At 73.3% G+C, this 3,101-nt stretch carries 3 protein-coding genes; 1 reads left to right on the top strand and 2 read right to left on the bottom strand.

Going from position 1 to position 3,101, the window contains the following annotated elements:
* Together GT354_RS21475 and GT354_RS21470 are read right to left on the bottom strand one after the other, a co-directional pair.
* Positions 1 to 591, bottom strand: a 591-nt coding sequence (locus GT354_RS21475; protein ID WP_161357976.1) for an SDR family NAD(P)-dependent oxidoreductase, incomplete at its 3' end; no start/stop codon positions are given.
* Positions 592 to 692: 101 nt separating this feature from the next.
* A complete protein-coding gene (locus GT354_RS21470) occupies positions 693 to 2,192 on the bottom strand; it encodes a hypothetical protein (protein WP_202512138.1) in 1,500 nt (499 codons plus the stop codon).
* A 465-nt stretch (positions 2,193 to 2,657) separates the two neighbouring features.
* On the opposite strand from GT354_RS21470, the gene GT354_RS21465 reads away from it, so the two are divergent.
* The gene (locus GT354_RS21465; protein ID WP_161357977.1) at positions 2,658 to 3,038 is read left to right on the top strand and encodes an MmcQ/YjbR family DNA-binding protein; all 381 of its coding nucleotides are present in this window, start codon (positions 2,658 to 2,660) and stop codon (positions 3,036 to 3,038) included.
* The last annotated feature ends 63 nt before the right edge of the window (positions 3,039 to 3,101 follow it).

Below are 3,101 nucleotides of genomic sequence, written 5' to 3'. Positions count from 1 at the left end.
GCGGTCGTAGCCCCGGGCGAAGTGGATGTCGTCCCAGCGGATGTCGGACAGGAAGTGTCCGGACGAGGCCACCGCGACCACGCGCGACCGGCCCGGGGTCAGCGCCGGCCGAAGACGGTTGACGAGCGCGTAGTGGCCCAGGTGGTTGATCCCGAAGTGGCCTTCCCAGCCGGGGCCCACCCGCGTCTCGGGGCAGGCCATCACGCCCGCGCCGTTGATCACGACGTCGAGCGGGCGACCGGTCGCGAGAAACCGGTCGGCGAACACCCGGACGCTGTCGGGGTCGGCGAGATCGAGGTCGCGCACCTCCGCGCCGGCGACGCCCGCCAACGCCTCCTCGGCCGCGGCCGGTCGTCGGGCCGGGACGACGACATGCGCGCCGGCCGCGGCGAGCGCGCGGGTGGTCTCCAGGCCGAGACCGGAGTAGCCGCCGGTGACCAGGGCGGTCCGCCCCGACAGGTCGACGCCGGCGAGCACGTCGTCGGCAGTGCTGTGCGCGCCGAACCCGCTGCCGAGGCGGTGTGGTTCCTCGTGTCGTCGGTTGTGCCGTCCTTCGTCACGTCGTCGTTCGTGCTGCCGTTCGGTCGTCATGGCGCGACGCTAGGACCTGGAGCGCACTCCAGGTCAAGCCGACCGGCGCGGCGTCGGCGGCGGCCCGAAGCGAGTTGCCGCCACCGCCACCCACCGCGGCCTCAACGCCGGTACAGCACCGCCTCGGGGGCCGCCGCAGTGAGCGTCGCCGATACCGCCTTGATCGGCAACGGCCGCCCGGGACGGTCGTCGGCGCCCAGGAGGAAGGCGCGGTTGACGCCGTTCACCGTGACCGTCGAGCCCGGGTCGGTGCCGGCGACCGTACGGTAGACGACCACCTCCGCGATGTCGGCGGCCTTCGTACCGGCGGGCAGCCGTACCGTGGTCGCCGCCGGGTCGTCCCGCTGGAGCGACCAGTCGACCCGGCCGCGGTCCGAGCGGTACAGCGTCGGATCGCCCTTCAGCCGTACGCCCAGGCCCACGCCCACCCAGCCGGACACACCCGGCGTCGGTGCCGACGTGGTCTTGCGCACGACCGCGTACAGGTAGTCGCGCGGGTCGGCGATCAGCGTCGTGGTGTCGGCGGGCGGATCGGCCACCACTCGGCCCTCACGGCGGACCTCGTCGGTCATCACCGGGTAGACCCAGGGGTGCCGGTCCACCATCTCCTCGCGCGAGGTCCGGGCGGGGTCCGCCAGGCGCTCGATCGTGGACAGCGCGAAGCGCATCGGGTTGTCCACCGTGTCGCACAGGTTGTTGTTGAGGGTGCAGGTCTGGAGCAGTGGGTGCCCGTCCTCGTAGCGGCCCGCGAACGGCGTCGTGCCGTGGTCGGGCGACTGGAAGAACGCGGTACCGGGCACCGCGCGACCCGCGGCGTCCACCTCGACGCGATACGCCCACTCGATGTCGGTAGTGCGGCCCCACCGGGCCATCAGGGCCGGGGTGGAGGTGCCGCCGTCCTCGTTGGTCCACGCGATCGTGTAGGTCAGCACCCGGTGGCCGGGCGTCGTGGCCGGCGCCTGCTGGTGCCACGCCAACACGGGCGTGTCGCTGACGGCGTTGCGAAACGGGCCGCTCGGGTCGTCGCGGCCGTACAGGACGGGCGCGTTGGCCGCCACGGCATGGTCGCGGTCGCGCTTGCCGACGACGTCGGTACGCACCTTCGACACCCGAACCACGGTGCCGGCAGGCGACGAGCGGTCGGCCGCGTAGCGCAGCGTCAGCCGGTGCCGCCCCGCCCGCAATGCGCCCAGGGCGAACGAGCGTTCGGTGGGAGTGGAGCCGAACACCACGACATCGCCGGCGGGCCGGCCGTCGACCAGCAGTAGGAGCACGGCCGACTCCGCCCCGGGGCTCCCCCAGTCGATGCCCGGCGCCGCGACGGTGAGGCGCACCAGGCCCTCGCCGTCGCGCCCCGCCGTGAACGGGATCACCACCGGACGGCCGTCGCGGTGCACGCCGATCGTGCCGTGGCCGCCGCCGCCCGTGGTGGCGACCGCCGGTACCGTTCCGGCGCCCGCGAGGACCGCCGTCGTGGACACCGCGACCGCTGCCGCGGCGAGTGCGGCGCGGCGGCTGCGGCGAGTTGGAGACCGACGGAACACGAGAACCCCCTGTGGCACGGCGAGCAGGTCCCGCCCACCGTCGCGGCCCGAATCCACCGGGCCAAGGGGTGTCGCCGGAAGTTCCGCCAAGTGTCGCCCGGTGTCCCGAAAGCCGACGCGCGACGGATACCGGTCGGACCGCCGTCACCGGGTGAAGCGGCGTTGTGCGGGTTCGGACTCGGGCGTGGGTGGCGATGTCGACCCGGAAGTCGGCGACCGTGCCCGGGGTCATGGTGGGACGGCACTGGGCGACGGCGGCCGGACAGCCCTGCGTTCCCGCGCCACGGACCACGGACCACGGACCACGGTCGAGGGGGTGTCGAGATCGCGTTCGAAGGATGCCCGGGCGGCCATGCGGACGGCGTGTTCGATGTCGGCCGGGGCGAACGGTTCGCTCGCGCGGACCGGGCGTTCGAGGTCGACGTCGCGCCGACTGTGGGGGTCGACCCGCGTCGGCGGCGGGGGCAACGCGTCCGAGCCGATCGGAATGGCGATACTGGGGGCATGGGGAACCCGCGGGCCATGACGCCGAAGCAGCTCAGGGACGTCTGTCTCTCGTTCAACGGGGCCGGCGAGGAGTTCCCCTTCCCCCGCAACCCCGACCTGTCGACGTTCAAGGTCGGCGGCAAGATCTTCGCGATCACCGCGCTCGGGGCCAAGCCGCTCTCGGTGAGCCTCAAGTGCGAGCCGGACCTCGCCGTGCGCCTGCGCGCGGAGCACGCTGCGATCGTCGGCGGATACCACCTCAACAAGCGGCACTGGAACACGGTGACCCTCGACACGTCGCTGCCGCACGACATGGTGCGCGACATGATCGAGGACTCCTACGACCTCATCGTCGCCGCACTGCCCAGACTGACCCGCCTGAAGCTGGACTGGCCGGGCGCACAGGCGAAGGCGTAGCCGCAGCAGCCACGCTGCCGGGTGCGTGACGCGCCGAGCCGGCGGCGACCCTGAGCCTGTCCC

It is taken from the genome of Streptomyces sp. SID3343 (assembly GCF_009865215.1).
Lineage (GTDB): Bacteria > Actinomycetota > Actinomycetes > Streptomycetales > Streptomycetaceae > Embleya.
This window is presented reverse-complemented; position numbering and strand designations above follow the sequence as displayed.

Bases quoted from the DNA above. Each gene is read 5' to 3' on its own strand.
- GT354_RS21465 (WP_161357977.1), top strand. From the start codon at position 2,658: ATGACGCCGAAGCAGCTCAGGGACGTCTGTCTCTCGTTCAACGGGGCC.